The 17614-nt window shown below is 54.6% G+C and carries 12 protein-coding genes, 2 rRNA genes and 1 pseudogene (1 of these 15 cut by a window edge); 8 read left to right on the top strand and 7 right to left on the bottom strand.

Annotation, left to right across the window (positions count from 1 at the left end; genetic code table 11):
• The 3 genes from ACTG2S_RS01105 to tcdA form a co-directional block, all read left to right on the top strand.
• Nucleotides 1-965, top strand: a 23S ribosomal RNA gene (locus tag ACTG2S_RS01105) (it extends 1925 nt beyond the left edge of the window).
• Between the two features lie 122 nt (nucleotides 966-1087).
• A 5S ribosomal RNA gene (gene rrf / locus ACTG2S_RS01100) occupies nucleotides 1088-1202 on the top strand.
• A gap of 194 nt (nucleotides 1203-1396) precedes the next feature.
• On the top strand, nucleotides 1397-2233 hold the full coding sequence (tcdA, locus tag ACTG2S_RS01095) for a tRNA cyclic N6-threonylcarbamoyladenosine(37) synthase TcdA (protein WP_274161795.1): 837 nt from the start codon (nucleotides 1397-1399) through the stop codon (nucleotides 2231-2233).
• A gap of 21 nt (nucleotides 2234-2254) precedes the next feature.
• Here tcdA and ACTG2S_RS01090 read toward each other — a convergent pair whose 3' ends face one another.
• Nucleotides 2255-2689: a SufE family protein gene (locus ACTG2S_RS01090; protein ID WP_274161796.1), complete on the bottom strand. Its 435-nt coding sequence runs from the start codon at nucleotides 2687-2689 to the stop codon at nucleotides 2255-2257.
• 13 nt (nucleotides 2690-2702) lie between these two features.
• Nucleotides 2703-3923 carry an aminotransferase class V-fold PLP-dependent enzyme gene (locus ACTG2S_RS01085; RefSeq protein ID WP_439981880.1) on the bottom strand — a complete coding sequence of 407 codons (1221 nt, stop codon included), beginning with the start codon at nucleotides 3921-3923 and terminating at the stop codon, nucleotides 2703-2705.
• Nucleotides 3924-4104: 181 nt separating this feature from the next.
• On the opposite strand from ACTG2S_RS01085, the gene rep reads away from it, so the two are divergent.
• The gene (gene rep / locus ACTG2S_RS01080) at nucleotides 4105-6117 is read left to right on the top strand and encodes a DNA helicase Rep (protein WP_069529784.1); all 2013 of its coding nucleotides are present in this window, start codon (nucleotides 4105-4107) and stop codon (nucleotides 6115-6117) included.
• A gap of 2 nt (nucleotides 6118-6119) precedes the next feature.
• Here rep and ACTG2S_RS01075 read toward each other — a convergent pair whose 3' ends face one another.
• The 5 genes from ACTG2S_RS01075 to ACTG2S_RS01055 form a co-directional block, all read right to left on the bottom strand.
• Nucleotides 6120-8396 carry a putative bifunctional diguanylate cyclase/phosphodiesterase gene (locus tag ACTG2S_RS01075; protein WP_100652217.1) on the bottom strand — a complete coding sequence of 759 codons (2277 nt, stop codon included), beginning with the start codon at nucleotides 8394-8396 and terminating at the stop codon, nucleotides 6120-6122.
• 84 nt (nucleotides 8397-8480) lie between these two features.
• Nucleotides 8481-8936 (bottom strand): c-type cytochrome, encoded by a 456-nt coding sequence (locus ACTG2S_RS01070; protein WP_058056430.1) that lies wholly within the window; start codon nucleotides 8934-8936, stop codon nucleotides 8481-8483.
• Nucleotides 8937-9133: 197 nt separating this feature from the next.
• Nucleotides 9134-10162: an L-threonine 3-dehydrogenase gene (gene tdh / locus ACTG2S_RS01065; RefSeq protein WP_005340852.1), complete on the bottom strand. Its 1029-nt coding sequence runs from the start codon at nucleotides 10160-10162 to the stop codon at nucleotides 9134-9136.
• A 55-nt stretch (nucleotides 10163-10217) separates the two neighbouring features.
• On the bottom strand, nucleotides 10218-11408 hold the full coding sequence (locus ACTG2S_RS01060) for a glycine C-acetyltransferase (protein WP_005342487.1): 1191 nt from the start codon (nucleotides 11406-11408) through the stop codon (nucleotides 10218-10220).
• Between the two features lie 114 nt (nucleotides 11409-11522).
• Nucleotides 11523-12167 carry a TetR/AcrR family transcriptional regulator gene (locus ACTG2S_RS01055; protein WP_005340848.1) on the bottom strand — a complete coding sequence of 215 codons (645 nt, stop codon included), beginning with the start codon at nucleotides 12165-12167 and terminating at the stop codon, nucleotides 11523-11525.
• 158 nt (nucleotides 12168-12325) lie between these two features.
• On the opposite strand from ACTG2S_RS01055, the gene rfaD reads away from it, so the two are divergent.
• The 4 genes and pseudogenes from rfaD (at nucleotide 12326) to ACTG2S_RS01035 (ending at nucleotide 17216) form a co-directional block, all read left to right on the top strand.
• Complete coding sequence (gene rfaD, locus ACTG2S_RS01050) at nucleotides 12326-13282, top strand: ADP-glyceromanno-heptose 6-epimerase (RefSeq protein WP_204380457.1); 957 nt, start codon at nucleotides 12326-12328, stop codon at nucleotides 13280-13282.
• A gap of 118 nt (nucleotides 13283-13400) precedes the next feature.
• Nucleotides 13401-15160, top strand: a pseudogene (locus ACTG2S_RS01045) (polysaccharide deacetylase family protein).
• An 11-nt stretch (nucleotides 15161-15171) separates the two neighbouring features.
• Nucleotides 15172-16401, top strand: coding sequence for an O-antigen ligase family protein (locus ACTG2S_RS01040; RefSeq protein WP_236325018.1), 1230 nt, complete (start codon nucleotides 15172-15174; stop codon nucleotides 16399-16401).
• Entirely contained in the window at nucleotides 16398-17216 is an 819-nt protein-coding gene (locus tag ACTG2S_RS01035; RefSeq protein ID WP_040069919.1) for a glycosyltransferase, read from the top strand. Before ACTG2S_RS01040 ends, ACTG2S_RS01035 begins: the two co-directional genes overlap by 4 nt.
• Nucleotides 17217-17614 lie beyond the last annotated feature (398 nt).

Raw genomic sequence — 17614 nt, 5'->3', positions numbered from 1 at the left:
CCTTGTCGGGTAAGTTCCGACCTGCACGAATGGTGTAACCATGGCCATGCTGTCTCCACCCGAGACTCAGTGAAATCGAATTCGCCGTGAAGATGCGGTGTACCCGCGGCTAGACGGAAAGACCCCGTGAACCTTTACTACAGCTTGGCACTGAACATTGAACCTACATGTGTAGGATAGGTGGGAGGCTTTGAAGGCGTGACGCCAGTTGCGCTGGAGCCGTCCTTGAAATACCACCCTTGTATGTTTGATGTTCTAACGCAGGGCCCTGAATCGGGCTCGCGGACAGTGCCTGGTGGGTAGTTTGACTGGGGCGGTCTCCTCCCAAAGAGTAACGGAGGAGCACGAAGGTTGGCTAATCCTGGTCGGACATCAGGAGGTTAGTGCAATGGCATAAGCCAGCTTAACTGCGAGACGGACAGGTCGAGCAGGTACGAAAGTAGGTCATAGTGATCCGGTGGTTCTGAATGGAAGGGCCATCGCTCAACGGATAAAAGGTACTCCGGGGATAACAGGCTGATACCGCCCAAGAGTTCATATCGACGGCGGTGTTTGGCACCTCGATGTCGGCTCATCACATCCTGGGGCTGAAGTCGGTCCCAAGGGTATGGCTGTTCGCCATTTAAAGTGGTACGCGAGCTGGGTTCAGAACGTCGTGAGACAGTTCGGTCCCTATCTGCCGTGGGCGTTGGATGATTGAAGGGAGTTGCTCCTAGTACGAGAGGACCGGAGTGAACGAACCTCTGGTGTTCGGGTTGTCACGCCAGTGGCACTGCCCGGTAGCTAAGTTCGGAATCGATAACCGCTGAAAGCATCTAAGCGGGAAGCGAGCCCTGAGATGAGTCATCCCTGACCCCTTGAGGGTCCTAAAGGGCCGTTGGAGACCACAACGTTGATAGGTGGGGTGTGTAAGCGCGGTGACGTGTTGAGCTAACCCATACTAATTACCCGTGAGGCTTAACCATACAACACCCAAGAAGTGTTCTAAGGCTTGTAGCAAATAGAACGAACTACTCAAATTCAGTGGTAATGACAAAGCAAACTAGCCAAGTCGTTATTCACGTCAGCTTTCTAGATTAAGAATTTGCCTGGCGGCCATAGCGCCGTGGAACCACCTGATCCCATGCCGAACTCAGAAGTGAAACGCGGTAGCGCCGATGGTAGTGTGGCATTCGCCATGCGAGAGTAGGACACTGCCAGGCTCCCAATACAAGTAACCCCGCTCATCGAGCGGGGTTTTTTATTGCCTGCAATTTATTAAATCGTCTGATAACTAACCTTTTATTCCCTCTTCTCTGCCGTTTTCCCTGTTTTTCCTCCCCGATTTTCTCCGATTATGCCATCGCGGCTGGCGGTGGTTGTCGCTATAATGGCCGCCCTCAAGCAAGGTGGTGGTATGAAAGCAGAATATCTACAGCGATTCGGGGGCATTGCCCGTCTTTATGGTCAGAATGCCCAGCGTTCCTTTAGCCAGGCCAAGGTCTGTGTGGTGGGGATCGGCGGTGTGGGCTCCTGGGCGGCCGAGGCGCTGGCCCGCGCCGGTATTAACCAGATCACCCTGATTGACATGGACGATATCTGCATCACCAACACCAATCGCCAGATCCACGCCATGCAGGGCACGGTCGGTCGCCTCAAGACAGAGGTGATGGCCGAGCGTATTCGCGCCATCAATCCGGATTGCGAAGTGATCGAGGTGGACGATTTCGTCACCGTTGATAACCTGGCCGAGCATATCAAGCGGGAGTTTGACTATGTGGTCGATGCCATCGACTCGGTCAAGGCCAAGGTGGCGCTGATTGCCTTCTGCAAGCGCAACAAGATCCCGGTGATCGTCGCGGGTGGTGCCGGTGGGCAGATGGATCCGACCCAAATCACCGTGGCCGATTTGGCCAAGACCATTCAGGATCCGCTCGCTGCGAAGGTTCGCTCCGACCTGCGCCGGTTGCACAACTTCAGCAAGAATCCGGCGCGCAAATTCGGGGTGGAGTGTGTCTTCTCAACCGAGCAACTGAGTTATCCGGATGGCAATGGTGGCACCTGTCAGGCCAAGGCGGCCAGCGATGGCACAATGAAGATGGATTGCGCCTCCGGTTTTGGCGCCGTGACGCCGGTGACGGCAACCTTTGGGCTGGTTGCCGCGTCCCGGGTATTGAAAAAGATTGCCGAGCGGGGCGCCCGTGCCGAGAAAGAGGCCGGGAATGAAGATGCTGGGTCGACTAGCGAAGCCTAATCGACCACTGAACAAGGCGGGTTAGACCGCTTGCTCCCGGATCGCCAGCACGATCGCTCTGAGCCCGTTACCTCGTGACGGGCTCAAGTGTTTTTCCAGCCCCAGTTCAGTGAAATACCCTTCCATATCAAAAGCCTGGATCGCCGCAGACGATTGGTGGTTGAGTGCCGCCAGCACGATGACGATAAGGCCACGCACGATGCGGGCATCGGAATCACAGGCAAAGTGCCAGCAGCCATCCTCACTTTGTTCTCCCTTCAGCCAAGCCTGACTTTCACACCCCTTGAGGCGGAACTCCTCCTGCTGCCATTCGCCGGGTAGCACCGGCAACTGCTTGCCGAGCTGGATGATGAGCCGGTACTGGTTCTCCCAGCCGTGGGCGGTGGCAAACAGTTGGCGGATTTTGTCGGCGTTGGGCTCAAGGCCAATCTGGGTATAGCTTGCGAGGTCACTCATTCGGTTGTCTGCCTTAGAAGAAGTCACTGAGTTTGTGCAGGGCGGCCAGCAGGGCGTCGACATCATCCCGATTGTTGTAGCAAGCCAGCGAGGCACGCATGGTGCCGCCGATCCCGAGGGATTCCATCAGTGGCATGGCGCAGTGATGGCCGACTCGCAGGGCGATCCCCTGCATGTCGAGCAGGGTAGCAGCATCTTGCGGGTGGATGTCGTCGAGCCAGAAAGAGACCGCACCGGCGCGTTGGCCGGGTTCGCCGACCAGACGCAGCCCCGGCACCTGTTGCAGGCCAGCGACCAGATAGTCGGTCAGTGTCTGCTCATGGCTGGCGAGCCATTGCCGATCTTGCGCCATCACAAAGTCGATGGCGGCGGCGAGGCCGATTGCGCCAGCGATATGGGGGGTGCCCGCCTCGAATTTGAAGGGCAGGCTATTGAAGGTGGTGCCGCTGAAACTGACCCGGTCGATCATTTCACCACCTGCTTGCCAGGGCGGCATCCGCTCCAACAGCTCGGTGCGGCCCCATAACACGCCGATGCCGGTCGGGCCATAGAGTTTATGGCCGGAGAAGGCGTAGAAGTCGCAACCGATGGCTTGCACATCCACCTCGAGATGAGACACCGCCTGGGCGCCGTCGATCAGCGTCACGGCGCCAACCGCTTTGGCGGCCTCTACTATCTGGGCGACCGGATTGACGGTACCGAGGGCATTGGATACGTGGGCCACGCTCACCAGCCGGGTGCGTGGCCCCAGCATGGCGTGATAGGCGGCCAGATCGAGATCGCCCCGCTCATCGAGGGGGATAACCCGGATGACTGCGCCGGTACGCTGGGCGACCAGTTGCCACGGGACTATGTTGGCGTGGTGCTCCAGCGTGCTGAGGATAATTTCGTCCCCCGCCTTGAGCTCGCTCATCCCCCAGCTCTGGGCCACCAGATTGATCGCCTCCGTGGTGCCGTGGGTCCAGATCACCTCGTGGCTGCGGGGTGCATTGATGAAGCGGGCGACCGTCTCGCGGGCTGTTTCGAAGGCGCGGGTCGCGCGGCCACTCAGGGCGTGGGCGGCACGGTGCACGTTGGCGTTGTCGGCCCGATAGTAGTGAGCGATGGCATCCAGTACCGCTTGTGGTTTCTGGGTGGTGGCGGCGTTGTCCAGATAGACCAGAGGATGGCCGTTTACCTCCTGCGCCAAGGCCGGAAACTGGCTGCGCAGTTGGTCGTGCTGTTGCTGATTCATGCTCCCCTCACTATCCGGAAAAAGTCATCATCTCGAAAGGTCGGCCATGATCCTGAAAATAGCGCCCGAACACAAGGCGCGATAAGCCGGAATGGCGGTTGCCTGCCGTGCATCAGGTACGGCTCGTCGGGTGATTTCTGGTACAATGCCGCCCCTCATCATAAGCCAAGAGATCCGGCCCATGAAGCTCAACCCCAATCAGAACGAAGCGGTCAAGTATGTTTCCGGCCCTTGCCTGGTGCTGGCGGGTGCCGGATCGGGCAAGACCCGCGTCATCACCAACAAGATTGCCTATCTGGTGCAGCAGTGCGGCTACAGTGCGCGCAACATAGCAGCGGTCACCTTTACCAATAAGGCGGCGCGGGAGATGAAGGAGCGGGTCGGCCAGACCCTGGGTCGCAAGGAGGCGCGGGGGCTGATGGTCTCCACCTTCCATACTCTGGGGCTCGATATCATCCGCCGGGAGCACAAGAGCCTGAATCTCAAGGCGAACTTTTCCCTGTTCGATGACACCGACCAGCTGGCGCTGTTGAAAGAATTGACTGAAGACGAGCTCGACAACGACAAGGACAAGCTCTCGGCCCTTATCAGCCAGATCTCCAACTGGAAGAACGACCTCATCCTGCCCGCCCGCGCCATGCGTATCGCCCGTGGGCCGGAAGAGGTGTTGATGGCCCAGCTCTACGAGCGTTATCACCGCCAGATGGTGGCCTATAACGCGCTGGATTTTGACGACCTCATCGTGATGCCGACCCTGCTGCTCAAGAGCAATCAGGAGGTGCGCGAGCGCTGGCAGAACAAGATCCGCTATCTGCTGGTCGATGAGTACCAGGACACCAACACCAGCCAATACGAGCTGGTGAAGCAGATCGTCGGTGAGCGGGCCCGTTTTACCGTGGTGGGTGATGATGACCAGTCCATCTACTCCTGGCGCGGTGCCAAGCCGCAGAATCTGGTGCTGCTGAGCGAGGATTTCCCCAGTCTCAAGCTGATCAAGCTGGAGCAGAACTACCGCTCCAAGCGGCGTATCCTCAAGTGCGCCAACATCCTGATCGCCAACAACCCGCACGTCTATGACAAGGCGCTCTTCTCCGAGCTTGATGAGGGGGTGAAGCTCAAGGTGCTGTTCGCCAAGAACGAGGAGCACGAAGCGGAGCGGATCGCCGCCGAGATGATGGGCCACAAGTTTATGAACCGCACCCGGTTCAAGGATTACGCCATCCTCTATCGGGGCAACCATCAGTCGCGCATCTTCGAGAAGGCGCTGATGACCAACCGGATTCCTTATCGCATCTCCGGCGGCACCTCGTTCTTCTCCCGCACCGAGATCAAGGACATCATGGCCTACCTCAAGCTGCTGGTGAATCCGGATGAGGACACCGCCTTCCTGCGGGTGGTCAACCTGCCGCGTCGCGAGATCGGCCCCACTACCCTCGAAAAACTGGGTCAGTATGCCAATCAGCGCGGCAAGAGCCTGTTTGCCGCCAGCTTCGAGCTGGGGCTGGAGCAGCACCTCTCAGGCCGTGGCCTCACTGCATTACAGGCCTTCACCAACTGGCTGGTACGCCTTGGCGATCAGGCGCTGCGTGGCAATCCGGTGGAGGCGGTGCGGGACATGATCAAGGAGATCCACTACGAAGAGTGGCTCTACGAGACCTCGCCCAGCCCGAAAGCGGCCGAGATGCGGATGCAGAACGTCTCCACCCTCTATCGCTGGATCACCGAGATGCTGGAAGGGGATGAGCTGGAGGAGTCGATGACGCTGGCTCAGGTAGTCACTCGCCTCACCCTGCGCGACATGATGGAGCGCAACGAGGGGGAGGACGATGCGGATCAGGTGCAGTTGATGACGCTACATGCCTCAAAGGGGCTGGAGTTCCCCTATGTCTACATGGTGGGGATGGAGGAGGGCTTGCTGCCCCACCAGACCAGCATCGACGAGGACAATGTGGAGGAGGAGCGGCGTCTCGCCTACGTGGGCATCACCCGGGCTCAGACCGAACTGACCTTCACCCTCTGCAAGGAGCGGCGTCAGTTTGGCGAGTCGGTACGTCCGGAGCCAAGCCGCTTCCTGCTGGAGCTGCCGCAGGATGATCTTGAATGGGAAAACCAGAAGAAGGTGACTGCCGAGGAGCGCCAGCAGAAGGGGCAGGTCGGTGTTGCCAACCTGCGGGCGTTGTTCAAGAAGGATTAACCCTAAGGATTGGCTGGGGTCAGTAGCGGTACTATGTCTGCTCCCGGCATGGGCGGTGAGATATAGCGCCCTTGCCCCATCCGGCAGCCGATATCAATCAGCTTCTGCAATTGCTGCTGGTTCTCGATCCCCTCGACGACCAGGGTGTAATCGAGATCCTGACAGATATCCCGCATGGCGCGGATCAGCGCCAAATCTTTGGGCGATTGCAGCATCCTCTGGGTAAAGCTGTCATCCACCTTGATGTAGTCCACCGGGAAGTGGAATAGGGCGTTGAGGGAGGAGAAGCCGGTCCCAAAATCGTCGAGGCTGATCTGGATGCCCTTGGCGCGCAGCTCGTGCAGGGATGCCAGCGCATCGGAATCTTGCCGCGACAGCTCCCGCTCGTTGAATTCAAAAATCAGATAGCCGGGGGCGACCCCTTCCTCTTCGATGATCCCCATCAGTCGCATGATGTGGTCATGGTTGACCAGATGCTTGCCCGACAGATTGATGGCGATCTTGAACTTGCCCTGCCCGGAGATTGGCAGCCAGTTCTTCAGCTGTTGGCAGGTGTGGCGCAGGATCTGGTAATCCAGCTCCAGAATCAGGCCGCACTGCTCCGCCAGCGGAATAAAGTCGAATGCATCCTTCAGAATGCCCTCTTCGGTCAGCCAGCGCGCCATCACCTCCAGTCCGGTCAGGCGGCTATCCTGCAGCCGGATCACCGGTTGGAAATAGGGGACGATGCGCCCCTCCCGCAGGGCTCTGGCCAGCATCTCTTCCGGCGAATTCCAGTTCTGGTTGATGCAATCATCCGAGTAGCTGACGATGCGACTGCGACCATTGCGCTTGGCCTGATACATGGCCAAATCGGCCTGATGGAGCAGCTGGCTGATATCTGAGGTTTGCTCGGAGACGCTCGATACCCCCAGGCTGACGGTAATGCTCAGCTCGTTGCCGAGTAGCCGGAACGGGTAGGAGAGACGGCTGATAATGCGGTTGAGCACCGGGCTGATGTCATCGTCGCTCTTGCTGCTGTCCAGATAGATGACAAACTCGTCGCCCCCCAGTCTGGCCACCAGATCGTTTTGCCGGATGCAGGTCTGCAGGCGGCGGCTGACTTCCTTGAGCAGCTGATCGCCAGCACTGTGGCCCAGAGTGTCATTGATCTGCTTGAAATGATCCACATCGATAAAAATTACCGCGAATCCCGGCGATTTGTAGCGGTTGTAGTGGGTCATGGCGTGGTTGAGGTGGTTCATCAACAGCGCGCGGTTGGGCAGCTGGGTCAGCGGGTCGTGAAGCGCATCGAATTGCAACCGTCGTTCCAGCTCCTGATGCTGCTTGAGCTGCTTTTGCAGCCTGAGGTTGGTCTGACGCAGCTGTTGCAGCCGCTGGTTGATGGAGTCCTCGGTATTGATGTCGTTGAGCTGCTGGCGGATCCGTCTCAGCTCCAGCAGCAGGGTGAGCTGGCCACGCAGGAAGTCGAGAAACAGCTTGTCGTCGGTCTCCAGCGGTTGAGCCGTGCTGATGATGAAGTGGGCGAAGTACTGTTGTTGCAGCCGCAGCGGCATGCTGTGCCAGTAGCGTGACTCCCTGCTCACCTCGATATTGCTGGTGCTGTGGCACAAGCCGCTGATGAACTCGTCTCCCTGATGGGGATGGGCAGGGTAGATCTTTTCCAGCTTCTGACTGGTTAACCTGACCAGCAGCATGTCCTCTATGGTGAGCATCTGGCGCAGAACCGCCTCCAGTTGGGAGAAGAGCGCCTGAGCCGGCAGGGTATTGGCGAGCCGCATGATGCGGCTGATGCTCTCGATTTTCTTTTTCCAGTTCGGGTCTTTGCGGATCAGCGGCGAAGGGAGCTCGGTGAGATGGGAGCCCGCCTGGGTTTCGGTCAGCCGCTTGGCCAGACACTCCAGCAGCAGACGCAGGGTCGGCAGGTCGGCGGGGGTGCCACGCGCCAGCAACCACTGTATCTGGCCATGCTCGATGGGGAAGACGCACCACCCTTCGGCCTCATCCAGCTGGGTGAGCTGATCGGTGATGCGGGACTGCTCCCGGCCCAGCTGTTGCTTGAAGATGTCGCTGACCTTGTAGGCGTAAAGCCAGTTCAGACCGGTATCGGAGAGGCCCAGCATGCCGAAATGTTGCAGCGGGCAGAGTTGGTCAATCTGCTGGATCAGGGCATCGTAATCGTCAGACGTGGCGGTTTGTGGCGCCGGGAAGTCCATAATGGCAGAGACCAACGCCAACAGAGGAGTTGAGTAGTGGGGTTCGATGGATTGGGCCGACATGTGCAACTCCCGATATGTCTACCTTACAAGAGTAGTCGGAAGCCGATAGATTGAAAGGGCCGCAATTGCGGCCCTTTCAAATACTTACAGCTTGTCGATCATGTAGTGGATGGCGTTTTCAATCTCTTCATCACTACAGTTCGCACAGGTGCCGCGCGGAGGCATCATGCCGGACTTGCCGGTAAAGCCTTCAATGGCATGTTTCTTGAGAGTATCAATGCCCTGGGCGATGCGAGGATCCCAGGCTGCCTTGTCACCTCGTTTGGGGGCACCAGCGGCGCCGGTGTCGTGACAGGCAAAGCAGGCGCCCTTGTATACCGTTTCGCCATCGCGGGGACCGGAAGAGGCGGTCGCCGCCGGTGCAGCACTCGCGCCGGCAATACCTTCCAGATCCTTGGCGGTATAGACCTGACCGATTGGTTTTATCCGTTCGGCAATGGCCTCCGGTGACATCTCATCGGCAGCAAGCACTGCCCCAGACAAGCTGGCGGCCGTCATCCCGACAGCCAGCAAATAGCTCAGTTTTTTCAACACGCTCATATACTCCCAGCAGTCTTTTATTATCCATGTAAACGACGGGATTATAACCGAATAGTTACAGTCATTTAAACGCTTGTGTGTGAAGTGTTAAACACTCTGCGTACAAAGTTTTGGCCGATATCACGGCAATTCTGGTGGTGGAGATAAAAAGAAACCCGGCATTCGCCGGGTTTCGGGTACCCAAGGGGTGAAATGGGTTATTTGTCCCAGCTCAGGATCACCTTGCCGGAGTGGCCGGAGCGCATCGCATCGAACCCCTGCTGGAATTCGTCGATGTGGAATCTGTGTGTGATGATGGGGGAGAGATCCAGCCCGGACTGGATCAGGCTGGCCATTTTGTACCAGGTCTCGAACATCTCGCGGCCATAGATCCCTTTGATAAACAGCCCCTTGAAGATCACCTTGTTCCAGTCGATGGCCATGGTGGAGGGGGGGATGCCAAGCATGGCGATCTTGCCGCCGTGGTTCATCTTGTCGAGCATCTCCTGGAAGGCGCTCGGGACGCCGGACATCTCCAGCCCCACATCGAAGCCTTCGGTCATGCCCAGCTCGCTCATTACGTCGGCCAGCTTCTCCTTGGCCACGTTGACCGCGCGGGTGGCGCCCATCTTGCGGGCCAGCTCCAGCCGGTATTCGTTGACGTCGGTGATCACCACGTGGCGCGCACCCACATGGCGGCAGACGGCGGCGGCCATGATACCGATAGGGCCCGCCCCGGTGATGAGCACATCTTCACCCACCAGATCGAAGGAGAGGGCGGTGTGCACCGCATTGCCGAACGGGTCGAAGATGGCAGCCAGCTCGTCCGGGATATTGTCCGGCAGCTTGAAGGCGTTGAATGCGGGGATCACCAGATATTCGGCGAAGGCGCCCGGGCGATTGACGCCAACGCCAATGGTGTTGCGACAGAGGTGAGTGCGTCCGGCGCGGCAGTTGCGGCAGTGACCGCAGGTGATGTGCCCTTCACCGGAGACCCGATCGCCGATGGCGAAGCCGCGCACCTCCTGACCGATGGCGACCACTTCCCCGACATATTCATGGCCGACCACCATGGGTACCGGAATGGTCTTCTGGGACCACTCGTCCCAGTTGTAGATATGGATATCGGTGCCGCAGATGGCGGTTTTGCGGATCTTGATCAGCAGGTCGTTGTGGCCTAGCTCGGGGGCCGGCACATCCGTCATCCAGATGCCGACCTCTTTGTGCAGTTTGGAGAGTGCTTTCATGGCTGTTCCTTCAATATGAATGCAGAAAAAAGGGGCTGCAGCCCCTTGATTCAAATCAGATAACGCCGAGTTCACGGCCGATGCGGATAAAGGCGTCGATCGCCTTGTCCAGCTGCTCGCGGGTGTGAGCGGCAGACATCTGGGTGCGAATGCGCGCCTGACCCTTGGGCACGACCGGGAAGGAGAAGCCCACCACATAGATGCCAGCTGCCAGCATGCGGCTCGCCATTTCGGAGGCCAGTTTGGCATCCCCCAGCATCACCGGAATGATGGCGTGGTCGGCGCCAGCCAGAGTGAAGCCAGCGGCGCTCATCCGCTCGCGGAAGTAACGGCTGTTCTCTTTCAGGCGGGCGCGCAGGTCGTGACCCTCGGCCAGCATGTCGATCACCTTGATGGTGGCGGCAACGATGGAGGGGGCCAGCGAGTTGGAGAAGAGGTAAGGGCGGGAGCGCTGACGCAGCCAGTCGATCACCTCTTTCTTGCCGGAGGTATAGCCGCCGGATGCGCCGCCGAGCGCCTTGCCCAGGGTGCCGGTGATGATGTCGACCCGATCCATCACGCCGCAATATTCGTGGGTGCCACGACCATTCTCGCCGATAAAGCCGACGGCGTGGGAGTCATCCACCATCACCAGCGCATCGTATTTGTCGGCCAGATCGCAGATGGATTTGAGGTCGGCGATGACCCCATCCATGGAGAAGACGCCGTCGGTGGCGATCAGCTTGAAGCGGGCGCCATCGGCGTCAGCCTGCTTGAGCTGGGCTTCCAGCTCGGCCATGTCGTTGTTGGCGTAGCGATAGCGCTTGGCCTTGCACAGCCGCACGCCGTCGATGATGGAGGCGTGGTTGAGGGCATCGGAGATGATGGCATCTTCGGCGCCGAAAAGGGTCTCGAACAGACCGCCGTTGGCATCGAAACAGGAGGAGTAGAGGATGGTGTCCTCGGTGCCGAGGAAGGCGGACATCTTCTGCTCCAGCGCTTTGTGCTGATCCTGGGTGCCGCAGATGAAGCGTACCGAGGCCATGCCGAAGCCGTGGCTGTCGAGCCCCTGATGGGCGGCAGCGATCAGATCCGGGTGGTTGGCCAGCCCCAGATAGTTGTTGGCACAGAAGTTCAGTACCTGCTCACCGCCAACGGCGATACTTGCCTGTTGGGCGGAGGTGATGATGCGCTCCTGCTTGTACAACCCTTCAGCTTGCACCTGGTTCAGTTGCTCGGTCAGGTGACGATAGAATCCGTTAGACATCCTCGATCCTTATTGGCTATTTCAGCTGCGTATCAACAGAGGCGACATTTTACTGCAATTTGTTGCGGTAAATTCAAATGATTGTGCTGATATTCAACAAGTGTGAAACAGATCTCACCCAGCTGGTTGGGCCAGCTGGCGGTAGTGTTGTTCCAGTTGCTGGATCTGTCCGGCAACCTGGGGTTGCACATAGGGGCGCAGCAGGAACAGCACCTTCAACACGCCCTGATAGAGCAGAGGTTTGGTGATGCGGGTGTTGGGGGCCTGGGCAATCTGGAAGGGGATCCAGCAGGTCACCACCATCTTGATGGTCTGGCCCAGATCCGGCAGGTCTTCATCGCTGACATCGATAATGCCCCCTTCGCGCAGGCTCCGGAGCAGCGCGACCACGGAGGATCGCATCTGCTCCTGGGCCTTGAGGTACTTCTGTTGCAGCGGCTCGTCACGGCTCAGGATGTCCGGCAGATTGGCGTAGAAGAAGCGGAACTGCCACATCAGATAGAAGATGGCATCCAGATAGCCCATCAGATCCTGCAGGGTAATTTCACGGTTGCGGGTCGGCACGAAGCTCTCGCTCAGGTGGCGGGCATACTGGTCGAAGATGGAGTGGATGATGTCTTCTTTATTGCGGAAGTGGTAGTAGAGGTTGCCCGGGCTGATACCCATGTGCGCCGCAATGTGGTTGGTGGTGATGTTGCGTTCACCCTGATCGTTGAACAGCTCGGTCGCGCTGTGAATGATCCTGTCTCTGGTTTTCATCACTCATTCCTCCAACAGGTTCCGCTCGGGGCAGTTTTGAACAAGGTCGAATCCCCGGGCGGCCCGTGATAAACTTTTCGGCAATTTCAAATTGGCTCACTATACACAGCTTTAACAAGCAGTCACATGTAGCCATCAACGTACGAGAGGCAAACTCCATGATCGTAGTAACTGGCGGTGCTGGCTTTATCGGCAGCAATCTGGTCAAGCAGCTGAACGCTCAAGGACGGACCGATATCGTGGTCATTGATGACCTGACCGACGGCACCAAGTTCGTCAACCTGGTCGATCTGACCATCGCTGACTACATGGACAAAGACGAGTTTCAGGCGCGCATCGTCTCCGGCGACGAGTTTGAAGAGTGGGACAACGGCATCGAGGTGATCTTCCACGAAGGCGCCTGCTCTGCCACCACCGAATGGAACGGCAAGTTCATCATGGAGGTCAACTACGAGTACTCCAAGGATCTGTTCCACTACTGCATCGAGCGTGAAATCCCGTTTATTTACGCCTCTTCTGCCGCGACCTACGGTGGCCGCAACGACAACTTCATCGAAGATCCCAAGTTCGAACAGCCGCTCAACGTCTACGGCTACTCCAAGCAGCTGTTCGACCAGTACGTGCGCCGCTGGATGCCGGAGATCAACTCTCAGGTCGTTGGCCTCAAGTACTTCAACGTCTACGGCCCGCGCGAGCAGCATAAAGGCTCCATGGCTTCCGTTGCCTTCCACCTCAATACCCAGGTGAAGAAGGGCGAGAATCCCAAGCTGTTTGAAGGCTGTGACGGCTTCCCGAACGGTGGCCAGATGCGTGACTTCATCTATATCGACGACGTCTGCAAGGTAAACCTCTGGTTCTGGCAGAACCCGCAGCACTCCGGCATCTTCAACTGTGGTACCGGCCGTGCCGAGCCGTTCCAGAACGTGGCCGAAGCGGTGATCAAGCATCATCAGAAGGGTACTATCGAGTACATCCCCTTCCCGGATCACCTCAAGGGTCGCTACCAGAGCTTCACCCAGGCTGACATGACCAAGCTGCGCAGCGTGGGTTATGACGCCGAGTTCAAAACCGTTGCCGAAGGGGTAGCGGATTACATGGCCTGGCTCAACCGCTAACGGGTGAGCACAACGCGGCAGTTTGAGCGCAAAACCGGAAGTAGGCACTCGCCTGCTTCCGGTTTCTGGTCTCTGTGGCTGCTTGCCGTTCCTCTCTTATCTATCGGGTAACCGCGCGATGAATATATTGATGGCACTCTCCCAGCTCGAGGTAACGGGAGCTGAGGTCTATGCCACCACGGTCGGTAACGAACTGACCCGGCGTGGTCACAACGTCTTTTATGTGTCAGATACCCTGACCAAGCCGACGCTTGGCCCCGTCTTCAAGCTGAGATTCAACAAGCGCAGCATTCTGCGCCGCTTCTGGCACGTCTTTTACCTCATTTATCTCATCAAAAAGCACCATATCCAGTTGGTGCATGCTCACTCCCGTGCCTCCGGCTGGAGTAGCTATGTGGCCTGCAAGTTGACTGGCACCCCGATGATCACCACGGTTCATGGTCGCCAGCCAGTGCACGCTTCGCGCAAGGCGTTCCATGCCCTTGGGCTTAGGGCGGTTGCCGTTTGTGAGGATATTGCCCATCAGATAGTCGACAATCTGGGAGTGGATCCCGCGATCGTGCAGGTGCTGCGCAACGGTATCGAAACCGACAAATTCCAGCCTGTACCTGCGCCGGATAATCCAAAGCCGGTGATCGCCATCATTGGCCGTTTGAGCGGCCCCAAAGGGGAGCTCTGTTACCGTCTGCTCGACGAGGTACTCGATCTGGATGCCTGCAAGGTGCGGATTGTCAGCGGAACCAAGGTACCGGAGCGCTTTGCCCGTTTCGAAGACCGTGCCGAGTTTGTTGGGTACGTCGATGATGTTCCCGCTCTGCTGGCTGGCAGCGATTTGGTGATAGGCGCCGGTCGGGTAGCGATGGAAGCACTGCTCTGCGGTCGGCCCGCCTTTGCTATTGGTGAAGCCAAGGCAGTTGGTCTGGTAACCGAACAGAATCTGGATGATGCTCTGGCGAGTAATTTTGGCGATATCGGCCCCAAGGATCTAGCTATCGATTTTGCTGCGCTGAAGGCTGAGATTGCATCTGCCTTGGCCAGTAAAACAGTGCCGGAAGCCATTCGCCAACGCATTCAGGATGAGTATGGCTTGCAGGGGGTAGTATCCGGCCTCGAAACCATCTATCAGGATGCCGTAGTCGAAACCCTGCGCCGCGAGATGCCCGTCATCATGTACCACCGTTTTATCGAGCAGGATAGCGAGAAAGGAGTGCATGGTACCTGGATGCCGATCACCATGTTCGAGAAGCATCTGCGACTGATGAAGTGGCTCGGATATGAGACCCTGACTTTCCGCGATTTGGCGGACAAAGGTTTTATCCACCGTCTGCAATACGGCAAGAAGTACCTGATGATCACTGCCGATGACGGCTATCAGGACAATCTGACCCGCATGCTGCCGCAGCTGGAAAAATATGGTTACAAAGCCGTGGTGTACGTGGTCACCGGTGAAGGCTATAACCGTTGGGATGTGGAGCATCCGACCAATCCGGACACCAAGGTTTCATTGATGAGTGGTGAGCAGGTCAAGGCGTTGGCCGCCAGCGGTCATGTGGAAATTGGTGGTCATACCCTGACTCACCCCCGCTTGAGCAAGCTCACACCTGAACAACAAGCCCATGAAATTCAGGAGAATAAACGCCAACTGGAGGCCTTGCTTGGCCATCCGCTGCTCTCGTTCGCCTATCCTTACGGAGATCTGAACGAGAGTGCTAAGGAACAGGCTATCGCCGCCGGGTATCGTTTTGCCGTCGCTACCAATAGCGGCCCCAAAGCAATGCACCAGGACCCTTTCCAGATCCGCCGGATTGCCATCTTCCCCCGTACTGATGTATTCGGGCTGTGGCGCAAGATCCGCGGAATTATGTTTTTAGAAAATGAAAGAGAAAAAAATGAATTACAAAAAAATAGAAAGATATTTACTTTGTTTGTTTGCTGCTTCCATATTTACTAGTAAGCCAGCTATTTATATTTCATCGGCACTAATGATAGTGTTTTTTATTGGGCGATGTGTTTTTGACAGAGAATATTATAATGTGGTGAAACGCGATGTTGTTTTATGGGGGCCAATCGCGGTGTTCCTATTCGGGGTCTTCGCGAAAATAATATCTCCTGCTTCCTTTGTTGATATAGGTCATTTTTTTTATAAGGGGATGTTTTTATTGGTTTTCCCGGTCTTAGTTATTTCTTTGCGAGAGAATAAAAATAGACGATTAGCATTCTCAATATCGATGTTGGGTTTTCTTCTATCGGTATTATGGTCTTTTGTCCAAGCATTTGTTCTGCTTCCACATACTTGGAGTGGTGAGCGATTTGGTGGGTTCTGGGATATAGGTCGGTGGGCTGAGATCACAACGTTTGTCTTTGCATTTATGTTGCCCAAATTGTCTGATGATATGACGGCATCAAAGAAAATTGTCATTGGATTATTTTTGTTTGTGACTTTCTTGAGTCTTATAATATCTGGCGGTCGTGCTGGTTGGATTGCTGCATCATTTTCCTTTGTGGTGTATATGATCTTTATGAATCGGAAAATGTTGTATGTTTTTACTCCGGTTGCATGTGTGTTGATTTTTTCTCTTTATCTAGCAATGCCCTCACAATTTAATGCTGTAGCGGGAAGGGCTACATCTGTAACTGAGACTACAAGCAAGGATTATTCTAACTTTAGCCGTATTCTCATGTGGGGGAATGGCGTTTCTCTTCTGCATGAAAATTTATCACATTATCCTCGAAAGTTTCTATTTGGTATAGGGTTCAATAAGTTTCAGACAGAATACTCGGCCTATTTGAACAAAATTTCGAATACTGAGGATCTGATAAAATTAACGCAAGGTAATTACTCCTTAAATGATTTGCATAATTCTTATCTTGATTCTGCAAATAAAATGGGTTTTTTGTATACGTTGTTTTTCTATGGCTCATTAATTTTCATTGTGTATCTTTTTTATAAGAAAGAATCTCTCATTAAGGGTTGCATATTAATTGCTCCATTTTTAATCTTGGGTGTTTTCTATACAAATTATCTTGAGTTTCAAACCTACATATTTTTCTTTGTTGTTGCATTGGCCTACTCGGAGGTTGAGCAATATAATGTTGATAACCATAAGGTGAGAGCATGAAAGCTAGTGTCATTATAGCTTTTTACAATAATTTAAAAGCATTGAAAATTATTCTGTCAGCTCTTAACAATCAGTTTGAAGATAACTTTGAGGTTATTATTGCTGATGATGGCTCTAGGGAAGATGTTGTTTCAGAAATAAAGTCTATTCAGACAGGATTTAGTTATCATATAAAGCATGTATGGCATGAAGATAAAGGTTTTAGAAAAAACAAGATACTTAATCAGGCTGTGTTACTTGCATCCAATGAGTACATAATATTTATTGATGGAGATTGCATTCCACAAGTTAACTTCGTTCGTGATCATTTGGAAAATGCAGAGGTTGGTTGTTTTTTAAATGGAAGAAGGGCGGACTTGTCACCATCATTTAGTCAGAAAATAACACTTGTCAGGCCAGAGTCATTTTTTAAAGAGAACTTATTTTTTATGCTTGCAGAATATATTTTTCTTGGGAAAGGGAAAAATATAGAGAAAGGGATAAGAATTACTAATCGATTTTTGAGTAGATGGTTGAATAGGAAAAACAAAGGGGTTGTTGGATGTAATTTTTCTCTTTACAAGAAAGATTTGATTTATATTAATGGATTCGATGAGCGGTATGAGGCTGCGGGGGTCGGAGAAGATACTGATGTTGAATTCAGATTGAAGTTGGCTGGTTTTAGATGCAAAAATATTTTTTATTTGGCTAATCAGGTTCATATGTATCATAAAGAGCTTCCTAGAGATCGTGTGAATGACGAAATATATGCTTCTGTAGTTAAGTCAAGAGAATATTATACCCAATGGGGTATTATAAGACGGACAACACCATGAGTGTGCGTTTCTGCTTTTTAGAGATGGAGGGACTATGGAGTTCCTCCCGATAATAATATTGTTTGAGGTAAATGATTTCCAGTGATTTTTTAATTTCTGGATGTAGTAGAAAAAATACTTGGTTGTTCATGATGGTGCCAAGTTGGGATTGGGAGGTGATGTTTAGTTATATTTACATGAGAGCACTATAGTTATAATATTTTGATGTTTTATTGTGAGTTATCTCGATTGGATATTTAAATTATTTTTTTCCTCTTCAAGCACGGCTATAGTGAATGATGGTTTTTTCAGAAAAAATGGAAATTATCAGATCTAATATAAATGAAGTTAGGTAAAGTTTAATTCTCCTATCTATGCCAAGTGGGGATATTGAAAATTGTATTTTTGATAGCCACCAA

The sequence above is a fragment of the Aeromonas sp. 82P genome (genome assembly GCF_051919365.1).
Classification (GTDB): domain Bacteria; phylum Pseudomonadota; class Gammaproteobacteria; order Enterobacterales; family Aeromonadaceae; genus Aeromonas; species Aeromonas veronii.
This window is presented reverse-complemented; position numbering and strand designations above follow the sequence as displayed.